This window comes from Gimibacter soli (assembly GCF_028463845.1).
In the GTDB taxonomy this organism is placed as follows: domain Bacteria; phylum Pseudomonadota; class Alphaproteobacteria; order Sphingomonadales; family Kordiimonadaceae; genus Gimibacter; species Gimibacter soli.
Map to the genome: position 1 here is coordinate 1,504,170 of NZ_CP116805.1, position 26,747 is coordinate 1,530,916.

A 26,747-nucleotide genomic window follows, 5' to 3' on the forward strand; every position below is an offset into this window, starting at 1 on the left:
GGCGAGCATAGCGGGCGCAACCCCGAGGGCAAGACGTGAGCGATAAAAAAGACAAGCCGGAGCAGAAGCAGTATCGCCGCATGAAGATGGCGAAGGCCGCCGATGTGGCCGCGCCGCTTGTGGACCGTGCCGTGCGCCGGCAGGGTTTCGCGAGTGTCGAGGTCGTGCGCCGCTGGGGTCAGATCGTGGGCGTGGAACTCGCCGCCGCCACCTTGCCGCAAGCCCTGAAATTCCGGCGCGGCGAACGCACGGGCGGCACGCTTGTGGTGCGCTGCCCGTCTGCCTTCGCGCCCCTCATGACCCATCAGGCGCACCGGGTGATCGAGGCCGTGAACGCCTATTTCGGCTTTCAGGCGGTGGCAGCGCTGGAGGTGGTGCAGGGGCCGCTGCCGGCACGCTACCAGCGCCGCTTTGAAAAGCCGGTGCCGCCGTCCGCCGAAACCGTGGCGGGGGTTGACCTGCTGGTTGGCGGGCGGGAGGCAAGCCCCCTGCGCACCGCCCTTTATGAGCTGGGCCTTGCGGTCAATACATCGAAGCCGAAGGCGGGCGGTTGACCCCGCGGTCGGCTTGGCGCAACGTGCAGGAAGTTGAAGACAAGGGATATGCGTAAGATGAAGGCAATTATCGGGGGCACACTGATCGCCCTTTTCTTTTCTGCGGCCGGGCAGGCAGCGGATGTGGCGGCAGCGCCGCACGGCACCAAGGGCGACATCATCTATGGTGATCCGAAGGCCGATATCGAGATCATCGAATACGGTTCGCTCACCTGCGCGCACTGCGCCCATTTCGCGAACGATATCCTGCCCGCCATCAAGGAAAAGTATCTCGATACCGGCAAGGCGCGGCTGCACTACCGGAATATCATCCGCGATCAGGTTGACCTTGCCATTTCTGCGGTGGCGCGCTGCGGCGATATGGAGATGACCCACAAGCTGACGGCGGCCTTTTTCGCCTCGCAGGACAAATGGATTCACCTCGGCAGCGAAGCCGCGATGATTGATAGCCTTGCAACGGTTGCGGCGGCGGCGGGTATGGAGCGCACCGAGTTCGACCGCTGCGCGGCGGACGCCGACATGCGCAAGGGCCTTGTGGAAATGACCCAGCGCGGTGCACAGCTCTATGGCGTACGCCAGACCCCTACCGTGATTGTGAACGGCATGGTGCTGCCTGACTATTCGGCGGAATCCATCGAAGCCGCCATCGGGCTCAGCCTCAAGTAACCGGCCCCCGCGAAGCCGCTGATGCCAATGGGGATTGACGAAAGGCAACCCTTTCGCGCACGGTTCCGCATTGGCAAAGATCAAGGGGCCTTCGGGCTGCCAAACCAAAGATAAAAGGACGAGAAAGACATGAAGCGTTTTCTGGGCGTTGCGGCTATCGCGCTCTCCCTTGCAGCTTGCGGCGACAAGGCCGAAAAAGGGGCTGCTGACAAGGCGGAAGGGGGCGATTCGGTTGGCGCCAGCTCCGTGACGGCACCGGCCGAGGCCACGCAAGGCACCTGGGGGGAGATCCTTTACGGCGACCCTAACGCCCCCGTCGAGATCGTCGAGTATGCGTCGCTCACCTGCAGCCACTGCGCTTTCTTCACGAACGATATACTGCCGTCCATCAAGGAAAAATATGTGGATACCGGTAAAGTGAAAATCACTTACCGGAACTTCGTCATGAATCAGGTGGACCTTGCGGCATCTACCGTGGCGCGTTGTGGCGACATGGAAATGACCCACAAACTGATGTCAGCCTTCTTCGAAACGCAGGGCGAATGGGCTCACTTGCAGGATCAGCGCGCCATCCTTGACACGCTCGCCCGCACTGCCCGCCGCGCCGGTATGAGCCGCACCGAGTTCGACCGCTGCCTCGCCAACACCGACATGCACAAGCATCTGGTGGAAATGACGCAGGAGGGCAGCAAGGAATTCGGCGTGGATTCGACGCCGACGCTGTTCGTCAACGGCAAGAAGCTCGACAACTACTTTGGCGAAACGGTTGAAGCGGCTATCGAGGCAGCGCTGAAGTAAAGACATGCGGGTCCCGCATCACAGGGTGCGGGGCCTGTTTCAGGGGGAGGGGCTTCCGGCCCATGCAGTTCACGCGGCTCAGGCTTTCGGGGTTCAAATCCTTTGTCGATCCGACCGAGCTTCTGATCGAGCCCGGCCTGACGGGCGTTGTCGGGCCGAACGGCTGCGGCAAATCCAACCTTCTTGAAGCCATCCGCTGGGTGATGGGCGAAAACCGGGCCAAGAGCTTGCGCGGCTCCGGCATGGATGACGTGATTTTCGCAGGCACCGACCGCCGCTCACCCCGCAATCTGGCCGAGGTCACCCTCGTTCTTGAAAACAGGGACAGGAACGGCCCCGCCGGTTTCAATGATGAAGACCTGATCGAGGTCACCCGCCGGATCGAACGGGATTCAGGCTCTGCCTACCGCATCAACGGCAAGGATGTGCGCCAGAAAGACGTGCAGTTGCTGTTCGCGGACGCCGCCACCGGGGCGCACAGCCCGGCGCTCGTCAGCCAGGGCCGGATCGGCAACCTGATCAACGCCAAACCGCAGGACCGCCGCGCGATCCTCGAAGAAGCTGCTGGTATTTCCGGCCTGCATACCCGCCGCAAGGAAGCCGAACTGCGCCTCAGGGCCGCAGAGGGCAACCTTGTCCGCGTGCAGGATGTGATCCAGGCGATGGAAAGCCAGATCGCGGGCCTGAAGCGTCAGGCCAAGCAGGCAGTGCGCTACCGTGAGATTTCGGCCGATATCCGCCGCGCTGAAGGCAGCCTTCTGTTCCTGCGCTGGAAAATGGCGGCGGACGAAGTGCTGGAACTTGAACGCGCCTTCCGGGCGGCTGAAGCCGAGGTCGCGGACGTTTCGGCGGCACTGGCTGCCGCCTCCGAGCGCAGCGCTGAAAAGGCCGCCACGCTCCCGGCCCTGCGTGAAGCGGATGCCGTTACCGCTGCCGCCCTGCAGCGCGTGCTCATAGAACGGGACAATCTCGCCGCTGAACTGCAGCGCCGCCGTGAAACAGCAGCCACGCTCAGGGCCACGCTTGAACAGATCGCCGCTGACCGCGCCCGCGAGGAAGTGAATGGCGGCGATGCGACCGAGGCATTGACGCGCCTCAAGGGTGAACGCGAACGGCTGGAAGCGGCCCGCGATGCCGAAAAAGACGGCGAGGTCGCAGCCCGTGAGGCGCTCGATGCCGCCGCCCGTGCGGCCAGTGCTGCCGAAGCCGACTATGACAAGGAAAGCGAGCGCACAGCCGAAACTCGCGCCCGGAAATCGAGCTTTGAAAGCGACCGGATCGCCGTCAACCGTCGCCGCGAGCAGCTGGAAGCCGAATCCGCCCGTATCGAGCGCGAGAAAGAATCCCTTGCCGCCGACGATGAAACCGCCGCGAGCGTGACCGCCGCCGAAAAGGCCATCACGGTTGCTGAAGAAGCCCTCGCCAGTCTTTCCTTGAAGCTCACCGAGCTTGAGGCCGCCACGCAGGAAGCCCGCACCGCGCGCGGCGAGGCAGACAGCGCGCGGGCAGAACTGGCCGGTGCGCTGAAAGCGCTGACGGCGGAAGTGTCCGGCTTGCGGTCGCTGCTCGCTGAGCCCGCTGCCGGGGCAGGGCGGCCGGTATCGTTTGACCTGAAAGCCGAACCCGGCTTTGAAGCAGCCCTTGGCGCGGCACTCGGCGAGGAAGCGGAAGCCGGCCTTGATGCCGCGGCGGCCCGTCACTGGCTGGCAGCCCCTGCCTTCGCGGGCATCAATTGGCCGCAGGGCATCGTGCCGCTGACCAGTTTTGTCTCGGGGCCTGATGTTCTCAGTCGTCGCCTTTCGCTTGTTGGCCTTGTTGCCAATGACGCGCTTCTTGGCGATTTGGCAGCGCTTGTCGCATTGCTGAAGCCGGGCCAGATGGTCGTGACGAAAGATGGGCTTCTGATCCGGGCGGACGGTTTTGTCGTCAAGGCTGGCGCCCCGACCCGCGCGGCACAGAGGCTGGCGCATGCGAACCGGCTGGCCGAGCTTGAAAAGGAACTGGCGGCGCGCGAGGCCGCGATGGCGGAGGCCGTGGCGGCTGCCGAAGCGGCAATTGCCACGCATGAAGCGGCCCGGAATGCGGAACGGATCGCTCGCGATGCGCGGCAGGCCGCCGAGAGAACCCTCGCTGACGCCCGCCGCGCCCATATGGCCGCAATGGAAGCTGCCGCCCGCCGTGAAAACCGGCTGACCGCGCTGACGGATACGGCCGAGCGGCTGAAACGCGAAGCGGCGGATGTGGCAGCGCAGCTTGAGGAAATCGACGCCAGGCTCGCTGGCCTACCCGATATCGCCGGGCTTGAAGGCGAGCTTGCCTCCCGCCGGTCGCAAGTGGAAGCGCTGAGGGCCGGGCTTGCTGCTGCCCGCGCGACCTATGATGGCCTGCGGCGTGAAGCGGCAGCGCGGGCCGAACGGCTTCTTTCCATCGCATCAGAGATGAAGGCCTGGGAAAGCCGCGCCGAAGGGGCGATTCGCCAGATCGCCGAACTTGACGAGCGCACCGAATCCACCAAAGCCCAGCTTGCCGCTGTGGAAGCCGCGCCGGAGGAAATGGCCGCGCGCGAGCAGGCCTTGATGGACGCCAAGGCAAAGGCTGAAGCCGCCCGCCACGAAAGCGCTGAAGCCCTTCTCGCCGCCGAACGGGCGCTGGCGGATGAAGACCGCGCGCTGCGCAATGTGCAGGAACGCCATGCGGCAGCCCGCGAAGGCATGATCCGCGCCGAGGCGGCGGTCGAAGTTGCCGGCACGAAGCGCAAGGATATCGCCCTGCAGATTGGCGAGCGGTTCGAATGCGACCCGGCAAGCGTGCTCGAAAAGGTCGGCGCACCCACTTCCGACAGCCTGCCTGATGCGATGGTGATCGAACATCAGTTCGAATCGCTGAAACGCGAGCGTGACCGGCTGGGTGCGGTGAACCTGCGGGCGGACGAGGAACTCACCGAAATCGAGGTGCAGATGACGCACCTGAGCGGGGAGCGTGACGACCTGGAAGCCGCCATCGCGCGGCTGCGCGGCGCCATCGGCAGCCTGAACCGTGAGGGACGCGAGCGCCTGCTGGCCGCTTTCGAGGTGGTGAACAGGCATTTCGGCGAGCTTTTTGTCACCCTGTTCGGCGGCGGGGCCGCGCATCTGGAACTGACCGAATCCGATGATCCCCTTGAGGCAGGCCTCGAGATTTTCGCGAGCCCACCGGGCAAACGGCTGCAAGCCTTGTCGCTTCTGTCGGGCGGTGAGCAGGCACTGACGGCGCTTTCGCTGATTTTCGCGGTCTTCATCACCAATCCCGCGCCCATCTGCGTGCTTGATGAGGTGGACGCCCCGCTTGACGATGCGAATGTGGAGCGATTCTGCAATCTTCTTGATGAAATGACCGCGCGGACCGACACCCGCTTCCTGATTGTGACCCATAATGCGGTTTCCATGGCGCGGATGAACCGGCTTTTCGGCGTGACGATGGCGGAAAGGGGCATTTCGACCCTTGTTTCGGTCGATCTTGAGCGCGCAAGCGAGCTGCGCGAAGCGGGATAAGTGCAAGGATGCACTGTCAGTTCGTAATGAAATTGAAATGTTTTCCAATGATTTCAATTGGTTAATACATTTCTAATGCGTCTTGACACCGGATATGCCTGCCACTATGTTGCAGGCGCCTTCACGGCCTTGTCTTGTTAGGGACAGGGCTGCCGGCGACCCGTCCGGGAAGGCAGGACGAAACTAGGTCCGGAAGCAGGCCAAGGCTGGCCCATCGGGAAGGATGCGAGACGTGGCTGACGAAGACAGGGACGCCCGCCTTACATCACTCGAGGAACGGCTGAGGAAAGCACGCGGCGACGACCCGGCGGAAACGCAAGGGGACGGCGCGGCACCGGATGGCAGCCGTTCGAACGCCCTTGGAATTGCCTTCCGTATCGGCGTTGATCTGGTTGTCGGGGCGATTGTCGGGGCCATCATCGGTTATGCGATCGATGGCTGGCTTGAGACAAAACCGCTTTTCCTGATCGTCTTCCTGATACTCGGGTTTGCAGCAGGCATCCGCAATATCATGCGCGAGGCTATCAAGCTGCAGGGGCCGGATGACGGCCAGGCGTGATTTTATTCTTGGTCCGTGCCCAATTACAGGGTGCGACAACAACAGGGGCGATACTCGTGGCACATAGTCCGCTTGAGCAATTCCAGATCAAACCGATCGCTGAGTTTTCGATTGGCGGGATCGACGCCTCTTTCACCAACAGCTCGGCCTGGATGGTTGCGGTCGTTGTGGCCATTACCTTCTTCCTCGTTGGTGGCATGCGTAAAGCCGCGCTCGTTCCGGGCCGCTGGCAGGCAATGGTTGAGGTCTTCTACGATTTCGTCGCCGGTATGGTGAAGGAAAACGTCGGCCGCGAAGGCAAGGCTTACTTCCCCTTCATCTTCACGCTTTTCATGTTCATCCTTGGCTGTAACCTTGCCGGGATGCTGCCCTACAGCTTCACCGTGACGAGCCATATCATCGTCAACTTCGGCCTGGCGATCGTTGTCTTCCTCGGCGTGACGCTCATCGGCTTCATCAAGCACGGCGCCGGCTTCCTGCGCCTCTTCGCCCCGTCGGGCGTGCCGGTGTGGCTGCTGCCCCTGCTTGTCGTCATCGAAGTGATCTCCTACTGCACCCGTCCGATCAGCCTGTCGGTTCGCCTCTTTGCGAACATGCTGGCCGGTCACATCATGATGAAGGTGTTCGCGGGCTTTATCATCTCGATGAGCGCTGTCGGCCTTGCCGGTTACCTCGGCGCCGTTGTGCCCTTCACCGTCAACGTTCTTCTGACGGGCCTCGAAATTCTCGTAGCCTGCCTGCAGGCCTACGTGTTCACCATCCTGACCTGCATCTATCTGAACGACGCAATGCATCCGTCGCACTAAGAGCAGGCCGGAAAACTCGGTTCATCTGACCCTATCCAACTCGAAAAGGAAAACACCATGGAACTCGCAGCAGCAAAGATGATCGGTGCTGGCATCGCCACCCTCGCTCTCGCCGGTATCGGTATCGGCCTCGGCAACATTTTCGGTAGCTTCCTCGGCGGCGCACTGCGCAACCCGTCGGCTGCCAAAGGCCAGTTCACCAACCTGCTGATCGGCTTCGCGCTGACCGAGGCAACCGGCCTCTTCGCGCTCGTGATCGCCTTCCTGATCCTCTTCACCTAAGAAGATCAGACGCCAAGGTTGCCGGGGCGCGACGCCACTCGCTGTCGCGCCCTGCCGCATCCTGAACGGATTCGGGCATTGCCCCGCGTCCCTCTGTTGAATATCTAGCCTTTGAGGCATGTGATGGCGGAAGCTCAAGACGCGCACACCACCGAGACCGAGGCAGCCGTTGCCGGGGCCCAAGAGGCTGTGGCAGACGCACATGACGCCGCAGTCGAGGCACATACCGAAGTGAGCCAGGAGGGCGGTCTGCCCCAGCTCAATATCGGTACCTATGAAGAGCAGCTCGTTTGGCTGTTCCTCACCTTCGTCGTTCTTTACATCATCGTGTCGCGCATGGCCCTGCCGCGTGTGACCAAGGTGCTGGAAGAGCGCGAGGAAAAGATCGCGGCAGACCTTGACGCAGCCGAAGTCCAGAAGCGTGAAGCCGAAGAAGTGAAGGCCGCTTACGAAGCCGCCCTCGCCGAAGCCCGCGCCAAGGCCCAGGCCGTCATGGTTGAAGCCAAGGCCGAAATGGCAGCTGAAATCGCCAAGGTTCAGGCCGATCTCGACGCCAAGCTCGGTGAAAAAGCCGAAGCCGCCGAGAAGCGGATCGCTGCAGCGAAAGCCGAAGCGATGGCCTCGATCGAAGGTGTTGCGACGGACGTGACCCGCGAGATCGTAACCAAGCTCGCCGGTGATGAAGCCGACGACAAGGCTGTGGCCGCCGCCGTCAAGGCTGCGCTCGAAACCGCGAAAGGGGCTTGATCATGGCTGCTGGTGAACCCTTCTACCTTGATCCGACCTTCTGGGTTGCCGGTTCGTTTGTCGTGTTTGTCGGCGGCGTGATCTACGCCAAGGCACACAAGACCATCGCCGCTGCCCTCGACGGTCGCGCTGCTGCCATCAAGGCGCAGATCGACGAAGCCGCTGCGCTGCGTGAAGAAACCGCCAAGCTTCTGTCGGACTTCCAGCGCAAGAAACGCGACGCCGAGAAGGAAGCTGCCGACATCGTGGCCCAGGCCAAGGAAGACGCGAAGCTCCTGATCGCGGAAGCCAAGGCTGACATGAAAGCCATGGTCGAGCGTCGCACTGCTTCGGCAGAGCTGAAGATCGCACAGGCCGAAGCTGCTGCCGTCAAGGAAGTGAAAGCTGTGGCTGTGACCGTTGCCGTGGCAGCTGCCACCGACGTGCTGGCGGATGCCCTCAAGGGTGCGGCCGGCGGCAAGGTGATCGACGCTGCAATCGGCGATATCGACACGCTGCTGCACTAAGCCGCACGCAAGCCCACAAGATTGACGCCCTGGCCTCACTGCCGGGGCGTTTTCTTTTTGGGCTGGTGGCAGGCGTGGTAAGGGGCTAGAAAACGTTACCAAACTTCCATGACGGAACGACCATGACCCGTGCGGCACAAGACAGACTGATGATCCTTGCGACCTTCGCTTCGATGAGCGTGGCGACGATCCTTGTTGTCACCAAGGCGCTTGTCTGGTGGGTGTCGGGCTCGGTCGCGATGCTCGGCTCCATGGCCGATAGCGCGCTTGATCTGCTCGCCTCTGCCATCACCTTCCTTGCCGTCCGCATGGCCGTGATGCCGCCCGATGACGATCACCGTTTTGGCCACGGCAAGGCGGAAGCCATTGCGGGGCTTATCCAGGCCGGCATTATCATGGCCTCGTCATTCTTCATTCTCCTCGAATCCTCGGCGCGGCTCTATAACCCGGTGCCGGTGCAGGCGACGGGGCCGGTTATCGCGGTTTCGGTTCTCTCGATCGTCCTGTCGCTCGGCCTTGTGATGTTCCAGCGCTATGTGGTGGCGCGCACGCGGTCGATCGCGGTGGCGGGTGATCATCTGCACTATCAGGGTGACCTGCTGATGAATGCGGCGGTGATCGCCGCTGTGCTGATCGCCGGCACCGGCTTCACCGAGGCCGACGGCATCTTCGGCATCATGATCGCGCTTTATATCGGTCACGGGGCCTACGGCATCGGACGCAATGCCATCGACATGCTGATGGACCGCGAGTTCAGCGATGCCGACCGCGAGACGATCTTCAATCTGGTGATGGGCAGCCCCGATGTGCGCGGCCTGCATGAGCTGAAAACCCGCCACGCGGGCCGCGACAGTTTCATCCAGCTGCATATCGAGGTCGACGGCGAGATGACGGTCCGCGAAGGGCATCTGGTGGGCGACGAGATCGAGGCGACCCTCAGCGAAGCCTTCCCGCACGCGGAAATACTGATCCATATCGATCCGCCATCAGAATATTCCGGCCAGATGACAGCGGCCGAAGTGCCTATGCCCGAGAAGGAAACCTGACCTATGCTGACGCTTTACGGCATCCCCAATTGCGACACCGTGAAAAAGGCCCGTACCTGGCTTGAAGGGCAGGGCATTGCCTACAAGTTCCACGATTTTCGCAAGGACGGGCTGACGGCGGAACTGGCCGGGGCGATGCTTGATGCGCTCGGCGGGGATCAGGTGATCAACCGGCGTGGCACCACATGGCGCAAGTTTGATGCGGCCCGGCAGGCGGCGGCGGAAAGCCGTGATGGTGCCATCGCGCTGATGCTGGCCGAACCGTCGGTGATCAAACGCCCTGTCTGGCACAAGGGTGGCGACTGGCGGCTTGGTTTCGCACCGAAGGATCAGGATGCCATCGGTACATGGGCGGCGGCCTGATAAACCATTGAGACAAGGACGGCACCAAAGACCGTCTATTCGTGATATCCTACAACCGAACAGGGAAGACAGGCAGCGATGCAGGAAGTTTCGATTTATCAGGTAGACGCCTTCACCAGCAGGGCATTCGGCGGTAATCCGGCGGCAATCTGCCCGGTGCCGGCGTTTCTTGACCCGTCGGTGATGCAGTCGATCGCGCGAGAGAATAACCTCTCTGAGACGGCCTTCATCGTGCCGCGCGAGGACCGCGCCGAGGCTGACTATGACCTGCGCTGGTTCACCCCGTCGCTCGAGGTTGACCTGTGCGGCCATGCCACGCTTGCCTCTGGACTTGTTGTCATCCGGCATCTGGAACCGGCCCTTGAGACCGTCCGCTTCGCCACGCGGTCGGGCATCCTTCAGGTGACGAAACGGGCAGACGGCAAGCTGGCGCTTGAAATGCCGACGCTGATGCCGACCCCCGTGACAGCGCCTGATGGCCTCGCCGAAGCGATGGGTGCGATCCCGGAAGCGGTGCTGCACCGGGGACGGGACTATTTGCTGATTTACCGCGAGCCCCAGATCATCCAGCGCCTGCATCCCGACATGCGCGCTCTGCAGGCCTATGCGCCCTATGGCTTCATCGCGACGGCGCCGGGGACAGACGGGGTCGATTTCGTATCCCGCTGCTTCTTCCCGAACCACGGTATCCCGGAAGATCCGGTCACCGGTTCCGCCCACTGCCTTTCGGGGCCTTACTGGGCCGAACGCTTCGGCCGGAGCGAGCTGCATGCCCTTCAGATTTCAGCGCGCGGGGGGGAGCTCTGGATCACGGTTAAGGGTGATCGTATCGAGCTTGCAGGATCAGCCGTTGAAGTCATGCGCGGAGCGCTCTACCTTTCCCATTGAAAGCCGGTGATTGCCATGTGGGTGGCGGTGAGGGCTGCTTTTCGGGGGAAGTGTGATGACCAATGTCTATGATTTCGAAATGCCGCGGCTGAATGGCCAGCCGCAAGCGCTTGCTGATTATCGCGGCAAGGTGCTTCTTATCGTCAACACGGCGTCCAAATGCGGCTTCACGCCGCAATATGAGGGGCTTGAGAAACTGTATCAGGATTACAAGGATCGCGGCCTTGTGATCCTTGGCTTCCCCTGCAACCAGTTCGGGTCGCAGGAGCCGGGCTCGGAAGACGATATCGGCGAATTCTGCCAGATCAATTATGGCGTCAGCTTCCCGATGTTCTCGAAAATCGATGTGAACGGGCGGGGTGCAGCGCCGCTCTACAAGTTCCTGCGGAAGGCCCGCAAAGGCTTCCTCGGGTCCGAGCGAATCAAATGGAACTTCACCAAGTTCCTTCTGGACCGCGACGGCAACGTGGTCCGGCGTTTTGCCTCGATCTCGAAGCCCGAGGCAATCCGGCCCGATATCGAGGCCCTGCTTTAGGGCCCAAAAACCAGACGCCGTTAAGGCGCGTATCCAGCATCACGCCGGGGGGAGAATGATGGCGAGACGATCGATCACACGGCGCGACTTCCTGAACGGGGTCGCGATCACTGGGGCAGCCTTCGGCCTTGCCCCTGCAGAGGCATTCGCAAAAGGCCTGATCGCGGGCGATCCCAAATGGGTCTATCCGCCCGAACGCACCGGCATGCGCGGCAGCCATGAAGGCAGCTTCGAGGTCGCCCATGCGATTTCGTGGGAAGGCAAGGTGTTTGACCGGCCGAAGAAGGCATTGGACCGCCCCTATGACCTGATTGTCGTCGGCGGCGGCATCAGCGGATTGACGACGGCGCGGCTCGCACGCGACCGGCTGGGCGCCAGTGCGCGCATCCTGATCCTTGATAACCACGATGATTTTGGCGGCCACGCCAAGCGCAACGAGTTTCTGGTGAAGGGCAAGCGGCTGATCGGTTATGGCGGCAGCCAGTCGATCGACAGCCCCAAAAGCTACAGCCCGGCGGCCCGCGAGTTCATCCAGTCGCTCGGGATCGAGACCGAGAAATTCTACCGCTACTACGACCGCTCGTGGGCATCGCGCCGCAACCTTGGCACCGCCACTTACCTTGATAAGGAAACCTACGGCAGCGACCGGCTGCTGAAGGTGCGCGAGGCTGGCAACTGGGGGCTCGGCTGGTCTTGGTCTACGGAAGAGGAAAAGGCCGAATATGCAGCGCTGATCGACAGCCTGCCGTTCCCGGCCGAGGAACTTGCCGCATTCCGCCGTCTGGTGCTTGATAAGCCGGACTGGCTGGGTGACATGCCCATCGAGGCGCGGGCTTCTTATCTGAAATCGCATTCGCTGCAGTATTGCCTGAAAAACCATGCCGGGATTTCGGACGGCATCTACAGCCTCTTTGGGCGCACGTCGCTGGGCCTTTGGGGGATCGGCTGGGATGCCGTGTCGGCGCTTGAAGCCGTGCGCGAGGGGCATTTCGCGACCGAAGGGGTCAAGCTTGACGAAGGCACCTTCGACTATGGCCCGCACGGGGAAGAGCCCTATATCTTCCACTTCCCGGACGGCAACGCCGGGGTAGCGCGGATGATCGTTGCCGACCTGCTGCCCGATGCACTCCGTGCCGGCAGCATGGAAGAAGGCGTCGAGGCCCGCGCGCATTATGACAGGCTGGACCGTGCCGAGAATGGCGTGCGCATCCGCCTGCGTTCCACCGCCGTCAATATCGCCAACACGGGCGAGGGCGCGGAGGTGACCTATGTGCGCGACGGAAGGGCGGAACGGGTGACGGGCGCGAAGGTCATCTTCGCCGGATACGCCCATATCCTGCCTTACATCCTGCCCGAGCTGCCGGCTGAGCAGATCGAGGCGATCCGCTGGCCCAAGAAAGTGCCGCTTGCCTATATTAATGTGGCGCTCACCAACTGGCATGCCTTTGCCGAAAACGGTGTCAGTTCCTTCTTCGCGCCGGGCAAGAAACTGCATCAGGCTGCGCTCGATTTCCCGGTCAGCATCGGCAATTACCGTTTTGCCGACAATCCGGATGATCCGATCATCGCGCACCTCTCGCATGTGCCTTGCGCGCCCGGCATGCCCTCGCGCGACCAGCACGTGGCGGGCCGGCACGAAATGTATGCCATGACGTTCGAGGATTATGAGGCCGAGGTCGTGTCGCTCCTCAAGGGCGGGCTTGGCAGCGCCTTCGATGCCGAGCGCGACATTGCCGCCATCACGGTGAACCGCTGGCCGCACGGCTATGCCTACGAATATAACGAACTGTGGGACGACCCGACCTGGAGCCCGGCCATGGGGCCGCACCTTCGGGCACGCCAGCAGGTCGGCAATATATCCATCGCGGGGAGCGATGCTTCGGCCTTCGCCTATGTGGACGGGGCCATCGATGCGGCGGTGCGCGCCGTGAGGGAACAATTCGGGGGATAAGACATGACAGACTGGCCTGCGCCTGAAACCGTCCGGCTGAAGGATATCGACCTCGCCGTCTATCGCATGGGGCCGAAGGACTGGCGCAGCGCCGGCAAACCGCCGGTCTTCTTCCTGCATGGCTTCCCCGAACTTGCCTACAGCTGGCGGAGCCAGATGAAGGCGCTCTCTGCCGCCGGCTATCCCGTTTTCGCACCGGACCTGCGCGGTTACGGTGCGTCGGCCAAGCCCGAGGGCCGCGAGAATTACACGATGGCGAAGCTGACGGGTGACGTCCGGGGCTTGCTTGATCATTACGGGATCGAAAAGGCCGTTCTGGTGGGCCACGACTGGGGCGCGCTGCTCCTGTGGTCGCTGCCTTTCTATATGCCGGGCCGGGCGCTTGGTTACGCCGGGCTCAATGTGCCCCTGATGCCGCATTATCCGGTTGATCCCATCACGCTGTTCCGCCAGCGTTTTGGCGAGGAAATGTATATCGTCCGCTTCCAGGAAGAAGGCGCGTGTGAGCCGCTTCTGGAAGCCGATGTGCTGAATACCTTCCGCTTCTTCATGCGCAAGCCCGCGCCGACCTCGCGCCGGCCCGATGAAGTACCCTTCTCGGAAAAGAGCCTCGATCTTCTGACGCTTCTGCAGAAAGGCGCAGATCACTGGGGCGGTGAAGCACTGATGAGCGATGCCGACCTCGCCCCCTATGTGGCGGCCTACACCGCAGGCGGCTTCAAGGCGCCGATCCACTGGTACCGCAACATGGCCGCCAACTGGCAGGACCAGAAACAGTTTCTGGATGCCGATGGCCTGTTGCCGAAAGTGCCGGAACCCTGCCTGATGATCACGGCGGAAATGGACCGCGCCTGCCCGCCCGCCCTTGCCGACGGCATGGAAAAGCGGGTGAGCGGCCCCTATACACGGCTTGACCTGAAAGGGTGCGGCCACTGGAGCCAGCAGGAACGCGCGGACGATGTGAACAGAGCCCTGCTTGACTGGCTGAAAACGTTCACGGCCTGAAGGGGCACCTTTACCGCTTCAGGGCCTGATCCAGTTGATCTTCGCATTGCTTGATGGGGAGATCGGGTATTTTGCGAAACTGGTGTGCCTCGCAGTAGCGACCGTCATCGGGCCTCCGATGGGCATAACTGTATGAGCATTTTCCATCAGCACTGGAATAGGGGATGCTGGCCTCAGCCCGGGCAATATCCTCATGCCCGATCGGTGCTGCCAGACAGGCGTCGAAAAGGGACAGCTGGTGCGCGTTATACCGTTCCACCCGTGCTTCATAGCTGACAGAACAGGCCGCGGCCGCCAATGCCAGCGGCAGGATCAGGAAATGGCGGTGCATCGTGCCCTCCAGATTGCCTCTGGTTTCATTGTAACAACTTCAGACTGTATTATCACGTTTTTTGGACGCTGCGGTCCAGCCTTGAGCCTGCGGCGTTTATGGTTGTAAGCTCCCATTCGGCGGTGCTTCGGTGGCCGCGATCAAGGGAGGGAAAATCCATGCAACTTTGCGGCCTTAGCCTGTCGCCTTTCTATGAACGCAACCTGATCCTGCTGGACCTCAAGGGGCAGGCGGACAAGGTGGAAACCCCCGGGGTGCCGGGCGGCTTCAAATCGGAAGAGCATCTGCGCATCTGCCCCACGGGCAAGATTCCGTTCCTGCTGAAAGACGATGGCTCGCAGCTGATCGAAGGCCAGGTGATCGCCGAGTATCTGGACGGCCTGTTGGACGGGCCAAAGTTGCTGCCGGCGGACCCCGATGCCCGCGCGCAGGTGCAGATGATCTGCCGCGTCGTCGATCTTTATATCGCGGCGGGCATGAGCCCCATGTCGGTCGCTGTGTTCCGCGGTATCCGTGATGATGCCAAGATCGAAAAGGCGAAGGCCGAAGACTTCCCCAAAGCCGTCAACCTGCTGGGCTGGGCGCTTTCAAAACGCGGCAAACGCGCGGTGGGCGACAGCTGGACGATTGCCGATTGCGCGATGATCCCCATCATGTTCCATTTCAAAAATGCGGTGGCGCGCTTCGATGTTGATGCGCTGGCGATCAATGCCGATGTCGCCGCCTGGTGGGACAGCGTGAAGGACGAACCCGTGGTGCAGGCGAGCCATGGCCGCATGCAGAAGGTCTTCGATTTCGTCGTGGCCGCCGCCGCGCGCAAGGCCGGGTGAGGGCATGGTGAAACTGACCGGACGCTGCCTTTGCGGCAATGTGAAGGTGGAAGTGGTGGCCGAACCCCTGTGGGTCGGCCATTGCCACTGCCCCAGCTGCCGCAAGGCGACGTCCGCCGCGTTCGCCACCTATGCCGGCTTCGCCGCGCATGCCGTGATGTTCAGGGGCAAGGCGCCCAAAAAGGTCGTCTCGTCCCCCGGCGTCATCCGCCGCTTCTGCGCCGATTGCGGCAGCCCGGTCAGCTTCGAAGGCGAGCGCTGGCCCGGCGAAATCCACCTGCATGTGGGCTTCATGGACGAACCTGAAAAGCTGGTGCCGACCGGCGAGACGTATCTTTCAACGCGGCTCTCGTGGGCGCATCTGGAAGCGAAGCTCGACGGGACGGATACTTTTCCGGCGGATCCGCATGGGTGATTTACTGGCTTCGTCACCCCGGACTTGATCTGGGGGCCATGTTTGGTGTGGGCACCGCCGGATACCGGGTCAGGCTGGCACGACTGGGTTTATTTTCTGCAATGAATATGGCGTGTTTTGCCTAGAATCTTCCGGTGAATAAAATGACCCAAGAGATGCTTACATATAGGAACTGGCGCTTGCTAGTCACGCTACTCTTCTGCACGGCTATGCTAGGCTTGAGCTTCTACTACATTTACAAGGGGTTTTTTGCGGGCTTGCCTTTGGATGACCCCGCCGTGAAGCACCGTGTTCGAGCGCTCTTCCTTCTTCCGTTGGTCCTTTTTGGATTAGTGCCTGCCTTGATAAGGTGGTGTCGTCCCGGTCCCGCTTTTCTACTTGATGAAGAGGGGATCATTGGGCTGAGCCTGTCGCGCAATCATAAGACCCTATGGGAATCAGTCTGCTCAATCACCGTGGTGGATACGGGTTGGTCAGCGCGCAGGCTGCACTTCGGTCTGAAAGATGGCTCAGAAGCCAGAATTCAGTCTGCATACTTCACGCCTAGGCAATTCCAGTGCTTTCTCGCCGTCATCGAAGATAAAGCAATGCATAGAAATATTCCTGTGATGCATGATGAGCGATAGTTTCGCTCTACTTCTTGCGGCGCGGACGGAAGTTTCAAATCCAGCGCCGCACCTTCGCCTTGTAGGCCTTGTAAGCCTCCCCGATATGCGCTTCGAGAAACGCTTCTTCCATCCGCACCTGGATATTCACGCAGGCTGCCATCAACAGGCTTGTGGCCAGCATCAGCCATGAGGGCATCATGAGGGTGAGGCCGATCTGATAGACGGCGGTGCCGAGGAAGAAAGGGTTGCGACTGATGGCGTAGGGGCCGCGGTCGACAAGCGCACCGGGTTCGTCTGTCGGGATGCCGATCCGCCAACTGGTGCTCATTGTCGCCTGTGCCGTCAGTGCGAAGGCGATGCCGCCGGCGGCGATGATGGTGCCGGCCCAGAAAACGCCAGGCACGCTGGCGGCGTGAATCCAGCCGACAAGGCCGTCAAGCGGCAGGAAAAGGCGGCCGATCACATAAAGTGTGGTGATGAGGCCCGCCATTTTGTACCAGCGGCCGATCTCCCCCATCGGGCTGTCATCCGACACAAGCCGGTAGGGGTTTACCCCTTGTGTGCGCCGTAGCCATTCCGACCGCCAGATCATGCCGCCGCCCATGGCGACCATCAGGCCGACGGGCAGGAGTGTGTGAAGTGTCACGCCGGTCATATCCTTCTCCCCCTCATGTGGGTCCGGTCTTGTGATCCGGCCCGTATTGGGCTAACAGAGTGCCAACTTTCCCCTCGAATTCGAAGGACCTTTTCCATGGCATCCTACCAGTATGTCTTTCAGATGCAGAAGCTGTCGAAAACCTATCCCGGCGGCAAGCAGGTTCTGAACAATATTTCGCTCAACTTCCTGCCCGACGCCAAGATCGCGATCATCGGCCCGAACGGCGCCGGTAAATCGACGCTGATGAAAATCATGGCGGGTTACGACAAGGATTTCACGGGCGAGGCATGGCCGGCCGCAGGCGTGCGCGTTGGCTACCTGCCGCAGGAGCCGCAGCTTGATGCCTCCAAAAACGTGCTGGGCAACGTCATGGAAGGCCTCGCCGGTATCAAGGCGCAGTTCGACGAATATAACGCCGTCGCCATGCAATATGCCGAAGACCCGGAGAATATGGACCTGCTGACCCGTATGGGCGAGCTGCAGGAAATCATTGATGCCGCCGACGCATGGGACCTTGAAGGCCAGGCCGAAGTTGCGATGGACGCGCTGAACTGCCCGCCCGGCGACTGGTCGGTGGACAAGCTTTCGGGCGGCGAGAAGCGCCGGGTGGCGCTTTGCAAGCTGCTCCTTGAAAAGCCGGAACTCCTGATCCTCGACGAACCGACCAACCACCTTGACGCCGAAACCGTCGCGTGGCTCGAGCGCTTCCTGCAGAACTACAAGGGCTGCGTGATCCTCGTCACCCACGACCGCTACTTCCTCGATAACGTGGTGGGCTGGGTGCTGGAACTGGACCGCGGTCGTCCGATCCCGTTCGAGGGCAACTATTCGGCATGGCTCGAAGCCAAGGCGAAGCGTATGGCGCAGGAAGAACGCGCCGAAGCCTCACGCCAGAAAGCGCTCAATTCGGAACTCGAGTGGATCAGGCAGAGCCCGAAGGCCCGTCAGGCCAAGTCGAAAGCCCGTATCAAGGCCTACGACGAAATGCTGGAACAGCAGAACGAGCGCGTCGCCGGCACCGCCCAGATCAAGATCCAGCCGCCCAAGCGTCTTGGTGGCAAGGTGATCGAAGCCAATGGCCTGACGAAGGCGTTTGGCGACAAGCTCCTCTTCGACAATCTGTCCTTCTCGCTGCCGCCTGGCGGCATCGTTGGCATCATCGGGCCGAACGGCGCGGGTAAAACCACGCTCTTCAAGCTGATCACCGGTCAGGAAAAGCCGGATGCGGGCGAGATCACCGTGGGTGACACCGTCGAGCTTGGCTATGTGGACCAGAGCCGCGATGCGCTCGACCCCAACAAGAACGTCTGGGAGGAAATCTCGGGCGGGCACGACATGTTCTATTTCGGCAAGACCGAGATCAGCACCCGTGCCTATGTGGGCGCCTTCAACTTCAAGGGCGGCGACCAGCAGAAGAAGGTCGGCCTCTTGTCGGGTGGTGAGCGCAACCGCGTTCACATGGCCAAGATGCTGAAGTCCGGCGGCAACGTTCTGCTCCTTGACGAACCGACCAACGATCTGGACGTTGAAACCCTGTCGGCCCTTGAAGAAGCGCTTGAAAACTTCGCGGGCTGCGCCGTGGTCATCAGCCACGATCGCTTCTTCCTCGACCGTATCGCCACCCACATCCTGGCGTTTGAGGGCGACAGCCATGTGGAATGGTTCGAAGGTAACTTCGAAGCCTATGAAGAAGACAAGAAGCGCCGCCTTGGTGTGGATGCTGACCAGCCGCACCGGCTGAAGTTCCGCCGCTTCGAACGCTGAGCGGACAGGCAACAGTCAAAAAGGAAAGGGGCCTTCACGGCCCCTTTTTTCATTCTTCCGTTTCGTCGCCTTCAAGCTCGTCAAAGAGATCAGGCTCTTCGGTATTCTGCTTGGCCATTTTGCCGTTCAGGATTTCGAACTGGCGGTTCTGCAGCCATGCCGAGCGCATGAAGGTGTAGGAATCGCGTTCCTGATCCAGCGCCTCGAACGTGCCGGTGGCGCGGTAACGGGCGTCGATCACTTTCAGGCTGAACTGGGTGAGCTGCAGGCCTTCCACATCCATCTTGTCGAGGCCGATCTCGCCAACGTTGCCGACAAAATCGACACCGAAGCCGAGGCCGTCACGCAGGTTGGAGGGGCCAAGGAAGGGCAGCACAAGGTATGCGCCGGGCTTCACGCCCCACACGGCGAGCGTCTGGCCGAAATCTTCCTCGTGATATTCAAGGCCGGCGGCGTGGGCCACATCGAAGATGCCGCCAAGGCCGAACACCGTGTTCAGGAAGAACCGGTCGAACGTGCCCTTGGCGCGGCCAAACTCACCCTGTAACAGGTCGTTCACGAAAATCCACGGCTGGCGGATGTTCCGGAGGATATTGGTGATGCCTTCCTTCACCGGCTTCGGCGTGATCGCCGAATAGGTGCTGGAAACAGGGCGCATCACGGCCTTGTCGACGCCCATGTTGAAGGAGTGAACCTTGCGGTTCCAGCCTTCGTAGGGGTCATCCGGATTGACGACGCCGGACGGCGGCGGCACGCTTGCGCATGCCGACAGCGCCAATAGCGCCAAGCCCGCCGAGACGGGCCGGATGGGGAAGTTCTTAAGCATGATCAGTGCACTCTTTCAGGGGATTATGCGCTGCTGATTCAAGATATGGGTCAAGTACCTTTCGATCCACATACGGTTGTGCACCCGGCGGGTCAAAATATTTTTGTTACAGTCAGCGTCAAGAATTCGTGAGGCAGCATCACCGAAACTCGGCTTTACAAATATAAAGATATCTTTATATATGATTGTCATGAGCGGAATTCGGAAGGTTTCGATGGACGATGTGCTGACAATCCTGCGGGCGGCGGGCGAAGCCACAAGGCTGCGCATCCTTGCCCTTTTGCGTCACGGTGAACTGACCGTGTCGGAAATCGTGCAGGTGCTGGACCAGAGCCAGCCGCGCGTGTCACGCCACCTGAAGCTTCTGGGCGAAGCTGGCCTCCTGACGCGCGTTCAGGAAGGCACGCTTGTCTTCTATCGCCTCAGTGAAAGCGGCACGGCGGCATCCCTCCTGAGAGCCATGCTCGCCCCTATCGATGAGGCGGGTGCCGAAGTGGCGGCAGACCTTGAAGCCCTTGCCAATATCCGCGACGAGCGCTTCGCCGAGGCACAGGCCTATTTCCGCGATAATGCAGCGCGCTGGAACGAAATCCGCTCGCTTTATGTGGCGGAAGCCGAGGTCGAGAAAGCGCTAGTCGAGATGGCAGGCGAGGCGGCCACCGGCAGTGTACTGGATATCGGCACCGGCACCGGCCGGATGCTCGAGATTTTTGCGCCCAAGGCCGCCCGCGCCGTGGGCATCGATATGAGCCGCGACATGCTGGCTGTGGCGCGCGGGCAGCTTGCGAACGCGGGCCTCACCGATGCCATCGTCCGGCAGGGCGATATGTATGACCTGCAGCTTGAGGACGGCAGCCGCACGCTCGTGCTGTTCCATCAGGTGCTGCACTATGCCGACGACCCCGCGCTGGCGCTTCGCGAAGCTGCCCGGGTGCTGGCCCCCGGCGGGCGAGTGCTGGTCGCCGACTTCGCGCCCCACACAGAAGAATTCTTGCGGACCGAGCATGCGCACCGCCGCCTCGGCTTCGCGGACGACGACATGAAAGCCTGGGGCGCTGCCGCCGGGCTCATTCCCACCGATATCCGCCATCTGGGCGGCGCCAAACTTGGTGTCACCATCTGGCAATTCGACAAACCGAGGACAGACCTATGACCCCGCCCGCCGACAGCTATGGCCTTGGGCCGCGCCACCGCACTTCGCTTTTCGCGGAAAGCGTGAAGGACGTGCGCATCAGCTTTGAATTCTTCCCCCCGAAGACCGAAGCGATGGAACGCACCCTCTGGGAAAGCATCAAGACGCTGGAGCCCCTCGATCCGGCCTTCGTCTCCGTCACCTACGGAGCAGGCGGCTCAACGCGCGAGCGCACCCACAATACGGTGAAGCGTATCCTGACCGATACCGCGCTGAAGCCCGCCGCCCACCTCACTTGCGTGAATGCCACGCGGGAAGAAGTGGACGCCGTGATCCGCGACTATAAGGAAGCGGGTGTCAATCATATCGTGGCGCTCCGCGGCGATCCGCCGGAAGGCGCCAGGAAATACGAGGCCCATCCGGGTGGCTATGCGAATGCGGCAGAACTTGTCGCCGGTATCCGCGCGATCGGGGATTTTGAAATCTCGGTCGGCGCTTACCCCGAAAAGCACCCTGACAGCCCAACGCTGGCCGCTGACCTTGATAACCTGAAGCGCAAGATCGACGCCGGCGCCACGCGCGCCATCACCCAGTTCTTCTTCGATAGCGAGCAATATTTCCGCTTCCTCGATCACTGCCAGTCTTACGGCATTGATGTGCCGATTGTGCCGGGCATCCTGCCGGTGACGAACTTCAAGTCGCTGAAGGGCTTTGCTGGTGCCTGCGGGGCCAGCGTGCCCGCGTGGCTTGGCGAGCTATTTGAAGGGCTCGACGAACGCCCGCAGACCCGCGCGCTCGTGGCCGCCACCGTCGCCGGCGAACTGTGCCGCCGCCTTTATGCGGGCGGGGTTCGGGACTTCCATTTCTACACGCTCAACCGGGCGGAACTGACCTTTGCCGTGTGCCATATGCTGGGCCACCGCGCGCCTCTGCAGCAGGGAGCGACCGCATGACCGACAAGACGAAACTTCTGGAAAAGATCGCGTCCGAACGCATCCTGATCCTTGACGGCGCCATGGGCACCATGATCCAGCGGCATGGACTGACCGAAGCTGATTATCGCGGCAGCCAGTTTGCGGATTGGCCGAGCGACCTGAAGGGCAACAACGACCTTCTGTCGATCACCAAGCCCGATGTTATCGAGGGCATCCACACGGCCTTTCTGGAGGCCGGTGCAGATATCGTTGAAACCAACACGTTCAGCTCCACTGCCGTGGCACTTGCTGACTATGGCATGAGCGCGCTGGCGCGGGATTATAACCTCGCGAGCGCCCGTCTGGCCCGCAAGGCAGCAGATGCTTTCACGGCCAAAACGCCTGAAAAACCCCGCTTTGTGGCGGGCGCCATCGGCCCGATGAACAAGACCCTGTCGCTGTCGCCGGATGTGAACAACCCCGGCTACCGTGACGTGGAGTTTGATGGTGTTGCGGCAGCCTACAAGGAACAGGTGGAAGCGCTGATCGATGGCGGGGTGGATATCATCCTGATCGAGACGATCTTCGATACGCTGAACGCAAAGGCCGCCATCTTCGCGACCGAGGAAGTGTTCGAGGAACGCGGGCTGAAGCTGCCGATTATTCTTTCCTGCACGGTCACCGACCGCTCGGGCCGCAACCTTTCCGGCCAGACAATCGAAGCCTTCTGGTATTCGGTGCGGCACGCGAAGCCCTTTGCAGTGGGCCTCAATTGCGCCTTCGGTGCGGAATTGCTGCGGCCCTATGCGGTGGCCCTGAACCGTGTGGCAAACACCCGCGTATCGATCTATCCGAACGCGGGGCTCCCGAACGAGCTTGGCGAGTATGATGAAACCCCGGGGATGACGGCAGAGCAGCTGGAAGGCTGGGCCAAGGAAGGCCTTTTCAACATCGTTGGCGGCTGCTGCGGCACCACGCCCGATCATATCCGGGCGATTGCCAATGCGGTGAAAGCGTACGGCCCTCGCAAGATCCCGACCCTTGAGCCAGAGATGCGGCTTTCCGGCCTCGATCCTCTCACCATCATCGGCCAAAGCGCCGCCTGAACAGACCGACCGGAAAAAGCCATGACGCGCCCGACCGCACAATTCATCAATATCGGCGAACGCACCAACGTTGCGGGTTCCGCCAAGTTCAAGAAGCTCATCTTCGAAGAGAAGTATGACGAGGCCGTTGCCATCGCCCGCCAACAGGTGGAGGGCGGCGCCCAGATCATCGACATCAACTTCGACGATGCGATGCTGGATGCCGAAACGGCAATGCCCAAATTCCTGAAGCTGATCGCTGCTGAGCCCGATATCGCGCGGGTGCCGGTGATGATCGACAGCTCCAAATGGCATGTGATCGAAGCCGGCCTCAAATGCGTACAGGGCAAGGCGGTCGTCAACTCGATCAGCCTGAAGGAAGGCGAGGAGCCCTTCCTCGCGCAGGCGCGGCGCGTGATGCGCTACGGCGCCGCCGTCGTCGTGATGGCATTTGACGAAAAGGGGCAGGCCGACACGGTGGAGCGCAAGTTTAATATCTGCAAACGCAGCTACGAACTGCTCACCGGCATCGGTTTCCCGCCAGAGGATATCATCTTCGATCCCAATATCTTCGCCGTGGCGACGGGGATCGAGGAACACAATAATTACGGCGTCGACTTCATCGAGGCGACCCGGCTGATCAAGACCCATCTGCCCTATGCCAAGATTTCGGGCGGGGTTTCGAACGTGTCGTTTTCGTTCCGGGGGAACGATCCGGTGCGGGAAGCCATGCACAGCGTGTTCCTCTATCACGCCATCCGCGCTGGCATGGACATGGGCATCGTGAATGCCGGCCAGCTGGCGGTTTATGCTGATATCCCGGCGGAGCTTCGCGAGCGGGTGGAGGATGTGATCCTGAACCGCCGGCCTGACGCGACCGAACGGCTGCTTGATATCGCGGGCGACTATAAGGGCGACGGCGTGAAGGCGCAGAAGGCTGACCTTTCGTGGCGTGAAGCCCCGGTTGCCAAGCGGCTCGAATATGCCCTCGTCAAAGGCATCAGCGACTATATCGAGGAAGATACCGAAGAAGCCCGTCAGGAAGCCTCGGCGCCCATTCAGGTGATCGAAGGCCCCCTGATGGACGGGATGAATGTGGTCGGCGACCTTTTCGGCTCCGGCCAGATGTTCCTGCCGCAGGTGGTGAAATCAGCCCGTGTGATGAAACAGTCGGTTGCCTATCTCCAGCCGTTTATCGAGGCCGAGAAGCAGGAGGGCTCCAAGGCCAAGGGCCGCATCGTGATGGCGACCGTGAAGGGCGACGTGCACGATATCGGCAAGAATATCGTCGGCGTGGTGTTGCAATGTAACAATTTCGAGGTGATCGACCTGGGCGTCATGGTGCCGTGGGCGGATATCCTGAAGGCTGCGAACGATAGCGACGCCGACATGATCGGCCTGTCGGGCCTGATCACGCCGAGCCTTGACGAAATGTGCACGGTCGCGGCCGAAATGGAGCGCGCGGGCATGAAAATCCCGTTGCTGATCGGCGGGGCGACCACCAGCCGTGTGCATACGGCAGTGAAGATCGAGCCCAATTATTCAGGGCCGCTTGTCCATGTGCTGGATGCTTCCCGCGCGGTTGGTGTGGCATCGACCTTGATGTCGGTGGACCTGAAGGCGCCGTTCGTCGAGAAGACGGCGGCGGAATATGAAGATATCCGTGTGAAGCGCGCTGCCGCCCCGAAGGCTGACCGGCTGGTGACGCTGGATGCTGCCCGCGAAAACAAGGCGATGCCCGATTTCGAGGGCTTCACCCCTGTGCGGCCCACCTTCACCGGCGTGAAGGTGTTTGACGATTATCCGCTCGAAGACCTTGTCGAGCGGATCGACTGGACGCCCTTCTTCCGCACCTGGGAACTCGCCGGCAATTACCCGGCCATTCTTGATGATGCGGTGGTGGGCGAAAGCGCACGGTCGCTGTTTGCCGACGCGCAGGCGATGCTCAAGCAGGTGATTGCCGAAAAGTGGCTGACGGCGAAAGGCGTGGTCGGCTTCTGGCCGGCGGCAGCCGAGGGCGACGATATCGTTCTCTATACCGGTGACAACAGGGACGAAGAGCTTTCCCGTATCTATTGCCTGCGCCAGCAGGTGGAGAAGCGGGCAGGGCGCGCCAACGATTGCCTGTCGGACTTTGTGGCGCCCATCGGCACCAAGCCCGATTGGGTCGGCGGTTTTGCCGTGACGGCAGGTCACGGGATCGAACCGCATCTGGCGCGCTTCAAGGCCGCGCACGATGACTATTCGGACATCATGCTGAAAGCGATTGCCGACCGTCTGGCCGAAGCCTTTGCCGAGCGCCTGCATGAACGTGTGCGGAAGGAATTCTGGGCCTATGCGCCGGATGAAGCCCTCGCCAATGAAGACCTGATCAAGGAACGCTATCAGGGTATCCGCCCGGCGCCCGGTTATCCCGCTTGCCCGGACCATTCGGCAAAGCCCGAACTGTTCCGCCTGCTGGACGCGACCGAAAAGGCCGGCATTGTGCTGACCGAAAGCTTCGCGATGGTGCCGACGGCTGCCGTGTCGGGCTATTATTTCGCCCATCCGGAAGCGCGTTACTTTGGTGTTGGCAAGATCGGCGAGGATCAGGTGGCGGATTACGCAGAACGCCGCGGTATCAGCATCGACGAGGCGAAGCGCTTCCTAAGGCCTAACCTCGCGGACTAAACCGCGAGGTCCTTCAGAAGGATCGAGATATCTGCAAGCTTGGCGGGATCGGCTTTCACGCCCTTCTCGACAAGCGCGCGGCCCTGCACATAATCCTTCACGGCACCGACGCAATCGAGAGCGATCACGCGGCCTTCCTTCAGGTAAATGAGGCTGAAGGTACGCGCCGCCACATCGCCGCGCAGGACTGTGGCGTCGTAACCCGTCGATAGCCCCACGGTTTGCAGGCGCAGGTCATACTGGTTGGACCAGAACCAGGGCACCGCATGATAAGGCGCCGCATTGCCGGTGATGGCAGCGGCCACCACACGGGCCTGATCGTTGGCATTCTGGACGGATTCAAGCCGGATACAGGCGCCGTCTGCGAAGGCGTTCTCGTGCGCCGCGCAGTCGCCGATGGCATAGACGCCTTCAAGCGAGGTGCGGCAAAACGCGTCAACCTCGACCCCGTTGCCAACCTTGGCACCGGCTTTGGCGAGCGGCGCCACAGCGGGCAGGATGCCGATGCCGACAATCACCAGTTCGCAGTCGATCTGGGTGCCGTCCTTTAGCATCACACCCGAAATCGCACCCTTGTTGGTGCCGACAAGATGATCGACCGTCACGCCAAGGCGGACATCGACCCCGTGGCCGCGGTGCAGGTCTTCAAAAAATCTGGAAACGGGTTCGGCGGTCACGCGGGCAAGCACGCGGTCCATCGCTTCAAGCACGGTGACCTTCTTGCCAAGCTTGGTCAGCACCGCTGCGGCTTCAAGCCCGATATAACCGCCGCCGATCACCGCGATCCGTTCGGCAACCGGCAGTTCCACCTTCAGGGCGTCCACATCGGCGCGGTTGCGGATCGAATGGATACCGTCGAGCTCGGCGCCTTTGACCGACAACGGGCGGGGGCTGCCGCCGGTGGCCCAGATAAGGTGCCGCCAGCCATAGGTGTGGCCCAGATTGTCGGTTGCGGTTCTGGCCTCGGCGTCCACCTGTGTGATGGCGTGGCCAAGCTTCAGTTCCACGCCCTTGTCGGCCCAGAAGTGCAAGGGGCGCAGGGCCAGCCGTTCGGCCGGTTTCTCGCCCGAAAGATATTCCTTCGACAAGGGCGGGCGTTCGTACGGCGCATCGGGTTCCTCGCCCGCGAGCGCGATACTGCCTTCAAAACCGGCTTGCCTCAGCGCGATTGCCGCGTTTCCGCCAGCCTGGCCGGCGCCGACAATCAGCACGTCAAAGCTTTGGTCCGGTTTCGTCATACTGCCCTCTTGTCACGGTTGCCTCCTGAATATCGCCCGC

27 protein-coding genes are annotated in these 26,747 nt (G+C 61.6%); 23 read left to right on the forward strand and 4 right to left on the reverse strand.

Features of this window, described 5'->3' with window-relative positions; translation table 11 throughout:
- The first annotated feature begins 35 nt into the window (after positions 1–35).
- The 15 genes from PH603_RS07010 (at position 36) to PH603_RS07080 (ending at position 14,236) form a co-directional block, all read left to right on the forward strand.
- Positions 36–554 carry a DUF721 domain-containing protein gene (locus tag PH603_RS07010; RefSeq protein WP_289505331.1) on the forward strand — a complete coding sequence of 173 codons (519 nt, stop codon included), beginning with the start codon at positions 36–38 and terminating at the stop codon, positions 552–554.
- 57 nt (positions 555–611) lie between these two features.
- Positions 612–1,220 (forward strand): thioredoxin domain-containing protein, encoded by a 609-nt coding sequence (locus PH603_RS07015; protein WP_289505332.1) that lies wholly within the window; start codon positions 612–614, stop codon positions 1,218–1,220.
- A gap of 129 nt (positions 1,221–1,349) precedes the next feature.
- Positions 1,350–2,018, forward strand: a complete 669-nt coding sequence (locus tag PH603_RS07020; RefSeq protein WP_289505333.1) for a thioredoxin domain-containing protein — start codon at positions 1,350–1,352, stop codon at positions 2,016–2,018.
- 62 nt (positions 2,019–2,080) lie between these two features.
- Positions 2,081–5,548 carry a chromosome segregation SMC family protein gene (locus tag PH603_RS07025; RefSeq protein ID WP_289505334.1) on the forward strand — a complete coding sequence of 1,156 codons (3,468 nt, stop codon included), beginning with the start codon at positions 2,081–2,083 and terminating at the stop codon, positions 5,546–5,548.
- A 232-nt stretch (positions 5,549–5,780) separates the two neighbouring features.
- On the forward strand, positions 5,781–6,107 hold the full coding sequence (locus PH603_RS07030; RefSeq protein ID WP_289505335.1) for an AtpZ/AtpI family protein: 327 nt from the start codon (positions 5,781–5,783) through the stop codon (positions 6,105–6,107).
- 56 nt (positions 6,108–6,163) lie between these two features.
- Positions 6,164–6,913 (forward strand): F0F1 ATP synthase subunit A, encoded by a 750-nt coding sequence (locus PH603_RS07035; RefSeq protein WP_289505336.1) that lies wholly within the window; start codon positions 6,164–6,166, stop codon positions 6,911–6,913.
- Positions 6,914–6,970: 57 nt separating this feature from the next.
- On the forward strand, positions 6,971–7,195 hold the full coding sequence (locus PH603_RS07040; RefSeq protein ID WP_289505338.1) for a F0F1 ATP synthase subunit C: 225 nt from the start codon (positions 6,971–6,973) through the stop codon (positions 7,193–7,195).
- A gap of 123 nt (positions 7,196–7,318) precedes the next feature.
- Positions 7,319–7,942, forward strand: coding sequence for a F0F1 ATP synthase subunit B family protein (locus PH603_RS07045; protein WP_289505339.1), 624 nt, complete (start codon positions 7,319–7,321; stop codon positions 7,940–7,942).
- Positions 7,943–7,944: 2 nt separating this feature from the next.
- Complete coding sequence (locus PH603_RS07050) at positions 7,945–8,448, forward strand: F0F1 ATP synthase subunit B family protein (RefSeq protein WP_289505340.1); 504 nt, start codon at positions 7,945–7,947, stop codon at positions 8,446–8,448.
- Positions 8,449–8,597: 149 nt separating this feature from the next.
- Positions 8,598–9,494, forward strand: coding sequence for a cation diffusion facilitator family transporter (locus tag PH603_RS07055; RefSeq protein WP_289505341.1), 897 nt, complete (start codon positions 8,598–8,600; stop codon positions 9,492–9,494).
- Between the two features lie 3 nt (positions 9,495–9,497).
- Complete coding sequence (locus PH603_RS07060; RefSeq protein WP_289505342.1) at positions 9,498–9,857, forward strand: ArsC family reductase; 360 nt, start codon at positions 9,498–9,500, stop codon at positions 9,855–9,857.
- A gap of 78 nt (positions 9,858–9,935) precedes the next feature.
- Positions 9,936–10,745: a PhzF family phenazine biosynthesis protein gene (locus PH603_RS07065; protein WP_289505343.1), complete on the forward strand. Its 810-nt coding sequence runs from the start codon at positions 9,936–9,938 to the stop codon at positions 10,743–10,745.
- Positions 10,746–10,800: 55 nt separating this feature from the next.
- Entirely contained in the window at positions 10,801–11,280 is a 480-nt protein-coding gene (locus tag PH603_RS07070; protein ID WP_289505344.1) for a glutathione peroxidase, read from the forward strand.
- Between the two features lie 55 nt (positions 11,281–11,335).
- Positions 11,336–13,231, forward strand: coding sequence for an NAD(P)-binding protein (locus PH603_RS07075; RefSeq protein WP_289505345.1), 1,896 nt, complete (start codon positions 11,336–11,338; stop codon positions 13,229–13,231).
- Between the two features lie 3 nt (positions 13,232–13,234).
- Entirely contained in the window at positions 13,235–14,236 is a 1,002-nt protein-coding gene (locus PH603_RS07080; protein ID WP_289505346.1) for an alpha/beta fold hydrolase, read from the forward strand.
- Between the two features lie 10 nt (positions 14,237–14,246).
- On the opposite strand, the gene PH603_RS07085 is transcribed toward PH603_RS07080, so the two are convergent.
- The gene (locus PH603_RS07085) at positions 14,247–14,567 is read right to left on the reverse strand and encodes a hypothetical protein (RefSeq protein WP_289505347.1); all 321 of its coding nucleotides are present in this window, start codon (positions 14,565–14,567) and stop codon (positions 14,247–14,249) included.
- A 158-nt stretch (positions 14,568–14,725) separates the two neighbouring features.
- Between PH603_RS07085 and PH603_RS07090 the strand changes: the two genes are divergently transcribed.
- The 3 genes from PH603_RS07090 to PH603_RS07100 all read left to right on the forward strand — a co-directional run bounded on the left by PH603_RS07090 (position 14,726) and on the right by PH603_RS07100 (position 16,438).
- Complete coding sequence (locus tag PH603_RS07090) at positions 14,726–15,397, forward strand: glutathione S-transferase family protein (RefSeq protein ID WP_289505348.1); 672 nt, start codon at positions 14,726–14,728, stop codon at positions 15,395–15,397.
- Between the two features lie 4 nt (positions 15,398–15,401).
- Positions 15,402–15,812: a GFA family protein gene (locus PH603_RS07095; RefSeq protein ID WP_289505349.1), complete on the forward strand. Its 411-nt coding sequence runs from the start codon at positions 15,402–15,404 to the stop codon at positions 15,810–15,812.
- 134 nt (positions 15,813–15,946) lie between these two features.
- Positions 15,947–16,438, forward strand: coding sequence for a hypothetical protein (locus PH603_RS07100; protein WP_289505350.1), 492 nt, complete (start codon positions 15,947–15,949; stop codon positions 16,436–16,438).
- A 34-nt stretch (positions 16,439–16,472) separates the two neighbouring features.
- On the opposite strand, the gene PH603_RS07105 is transcribed toward PH603_RS07100, so the two are convergent.
- The gene (locus tag PH603_RS07105) at positions 16,473–17,075 is read right to left on the reverse strand and encodes a methyltransferase family protein (RefSeq protein WP_289505351.1); all 603 of its coding nucleotides are present in this window, start codon (positions 17,073–17,075) and stop codon (positions 16,473–16,475) included.
- A 96-nt stretch (positions 17,076–17,171) separates the two neighbouring features.
- Here PH603_RS07105 and ettA point away from each other — a divergent pair, with 96 nt between their 5' ends.
- Positions 17,172–18,842 (forward strand): energy-dependent translational throttle protein EttA, encoded by a 1,671-nt coding sequence (ettA, locus tag PH603_RS07110; RefSeq protein WP_289505352.1) that lies wholly within the window; start codon positions 17,172–17,174, stop codon positions 18,840–18,842.
- 49 nt (positions 18,843–18,891) lie between these two features.
- On the opposite strand, the gene PH603_RS07115 is transcribed toward ettA, so the two are convergent.
- Entirely contained in the window at positions 18,892–19,668 is a 777-nt protein-coding gene (locus PH603_RS07115; protein ID WP_289505353.1) for an MlaA family lipoprotein, read from the reverse strand.
- A gap of 190 nt (positions 19,669–19,858) precedes the next feature.
- Between PH603_RS07115 and PH603_RS07120 the strand changes: the two genes are divergently transcribed.
- Genes PH603_RS07120 through metH form a run of 4 tightly spaced genes read left to right on the forward strand, consistent with a single transcriptional unit; the run spans position 19,859 to position 25,469 of the window.
- A complete protein-coding gene (locus PH603_RS07120; protein ID WP_289505354.1) occupies positions 19,859–20,821 on the forward strand; it encodes an ArsR/SmtB family transcription factor in 963 nt (320 codons plus the stop codon).
- Positions 20,818–21,753 (forward strand): methylenetetrahydrofolate reductase [NAD(P)H], encoded by a 936-nt coding sequence (gene metF / locus PH603_RS07125; protein WP_289505355.1) that lies wholly within the window; start codon positions 20,818–20,820, stop codon positions 21,751–21,753. Before PH603_RS07120 ends, metF begins: the two co-directional genes overlap by 4 nt.
- Positions 21,750–22,820, forward strand: coding sequence for a homocysteine S-methyltransferase family protein (locus PH603_RS07130; RefSeq protein WP_289505356.1), 1,071 nt, complete (start codon positions 21,750–21,752; stop codon positions 22,818–22,820). The genes metF and PH603_RS07130 overlap by 4 nt, the downstream gene beginning before the upstream one ends.
- Positions 22,821–22,841: 21 nt before the next feature.
- Positions 22,842–25,469, forward strand: a complete 2,628-nt coding sequence (gene metH / locus PH603_RS07135; protein ID WP_289505357.1) for a methionine synthase — start codon at positions 22,842–22,844, stop codon at positions 25,467–25,469.
- On the opposite strand, the gene PH603_RS07140 is transcribed toward metH, so the two are convergent.
- The gene (locus PH603_RS07140; RefSeq protein ID WP_289505358.1) at positions 25,466–26,707 is read right to left on the reverse strand and encodes an NAD(P)/FAD-dependent oxidoreductase; all 1,242 of its coding nucleotides are present in this window, start codon (positions 26,705–26,707) and stop codon (positions 25,466–25,468) included. The two genes, metH and PH603_RS07140, sit on opposite strands and share 4 nt — an antisense overlap.
- Positions 26,708–26,747 lie beyond the last annotated feature (40 nt).

Bases quoted from the DNA above. Each gene is read 5' to 3' on its own strand.
- PH603_RS07015 (WP_289505332.1), top strand. From the start codon at position 612: ATGAAGGCAATTATCGGGGGCACACTGATCGCCCTTTTCTTTTCTGCG.
- PH603_RS07020 (WP_289505333.1), top strand. From the start codon at position 1,350: ATGAAGCGTTTTCTGGGCGTTGCGGCTATCGCGCTCTCCCTTGCAGCT.
- PH603_RS07025 (WP_289505334.1), top strand. From the start codon at position 2,081: ATGCAGTTCACGCGGCTCAGGCTTTCGGGGTTCAAATCCTTTGTCGAT.
- PH603_RS07040 (WP_289505338.1), top strand. From the start codon at position 6,971: ATGGAACTCGCAGCAGCAAAGATGATCGGTGCTGGCATCGCCACCCTC.
- PH603_RS07045 (WP_289505339.1), top strand. From the start codon at position 7,319: ATGGCGGAAGCTCAAGACGCGCACACCACCGAGACCGAGGCAGCCGTT.
- PH603_RS07050 (WP_289505340.1), top strand. From the start codon at position 7,945: ATGGCTGCTGGTGAACCCTTCTACCTTGATCCGACCTTCTGGGTTGCC.
- PH603_RS07055 (WP_289505341.1), top strand. From the start codon at position 8,598: ATGATCCTTGCGACCTTCGCTTCGATGAGCGTGGCGACGATCCTTGTT.
- PH603_RS07060 (WP_289505342.1), top strand. From the start codon at position 9,498: ATGCTGACGCTTTACGGCATCCCCAATTGCGACACCGTGAAAAAGGCC.
- PH603_RS07065 (WP_289505343.1), top strand. From the start codon at position 9,936: ATGCAGGAAGTTTCGATTTATCAGGTAGACGCCTTCACCAGCAGGGCA.
- PH603_RS07070 (WP_289505344.1), top strand. From the start codon at position 10,801: ATGACCAATGTCTATGATTTCGAAATGCCGCGGCTGAATGGCCAGCCG.
- PH603_RS07075 (WP_289505345.1), top strand. From the start codon at position 11,336: ATGATGGCGAGACGATCGATCACACGGCGCGACTTCCTGAACGGGGTC.
- PH603_RS07080 (WP_289505346.1), top strand. From the start codon at position 13,235: ATGACAGACTGGCCTGCGCCTGAAACCGTCCGGCTGAAGGATATCGAC.
- PH603_RS07085 (WP_289505347.1), bottom strand. From the start codon at position 14,567: ATGCACCGCCATTTCCTGATCCTGCCGCTGGCATTGGCGGCCGCGGCC.
- PH603_RS07090 (WP_289505348.1), top strand. From the start codon at position 14,726: ATGCAACTTTGCGGCCTTAGCCTGTCGCCTTTCTATGAACGCAACCTG.
- PH603_RS07095 (WP_289505349.1), top strand. From the start codon at position 15,402: ATGGTGAAACTGACCGGACGCTGCCTTTGCGGCAATGTGAAGGTGGAA.
- PH603_RS07105 (WP_289505351.1), bottom strand. From the start codon at position 17,075: ATGACCGGCGTGACACTTCACACACTCCTGCCCGTCGGCCTGATGGTC.
- ettA (WP_289505352.1), top strand. From the start codon at position 17,172: ATGGCATCCTACCAGTATGTCTTTCAGATGCAGAAGCTGTCGAAAACC.
- PH603_RS07115 (WP_289505353.1), bottom strand. From the start codon at position 19,668: ATGCTTAAGAACTTCCCCATCCGGCCCGTCTCGGCGGGCTTGGCGCTA.
- PH603_RS07120 (WP_289505354.1), top strand. From the start codon at position 19,859: ATGAGCGGAATTCGGAAGGTTTCGATGGACGATGTGCTGACAATCCTG.
- metF (WP_289505355.1), top strand. From the start codon at position 20,818: ATGACCCCGCCCGCCGACAGCTATGGCCTTGGGCCGCGCCACCGCACT.
- PH603_RS07130 (WP_289505356.1), top strand. From the start codon at position 21,750: ATGACCGACAAGACGAAACTTCTGGAAAAGATCGCGTCCGAACGCATC.
- metH (WP_289505357.1), top strand. From the start codon at position 22,842: ATGACGCGCCCGACCGCACAATTCATCAATATCGGCGAACGCACCAAC.
- PH603_RS07140 (WP_289505358.1), bottom strand. From the start codon at position 26,707: ATGACGAAACCGGACCAAAGCTTTGACGTGCTGATTGTCGGCGCCGGC.